Origin of the sequence: Bacillus sp. SIMBA_008 (assembly GCF_046535495.1) — a bacterium.
Classification (GTDB): domain Bacteria; phylum Bacillota; class Bacilli; order Bacillales; family Bacillaceae; genus Bacillus; species Bacillus subtilis.
Window position 1 is genome coordinate 1 of the sequence record NZ_JAWRWL010001041.1, and the last position, 246, is coordinate 246.

The window sequence follows — 246 nt, forward strand, 5'->3', positions numbered from 1 at the left end:
TTTAAAATCCACGAACTTGATGAAGATGAAATTTTGGAAATTCTCAGAGAGTATGGGATTGAAGGAAGCGGAGGCGCTAAATTTCCAACACATCTAAAGTTAAATTTGAAAAATCGTGAAATTACGTCATTAATCATTAATGCAGCTGAATGTGAACCCTACCTGAGCGCCGATTACGCCCTGCTCTCAAGCAAGTTTGAAGAATTAAAGAAAGCCATTACCATTCTTAAAAAAGCCATTAAAGCC

The 246-nt window shown here is 37.0% G+C and carries 1 pseudogene; it reads left to right on the plus strand.

Features of this window, described 5'->3' with window-relative positions:
* Positions 1 to 246, plus strand: a pseudogene (locus SB658_RS26580) (4Fe-4S dicluster domain-containing protein); the annotation flags it as partial.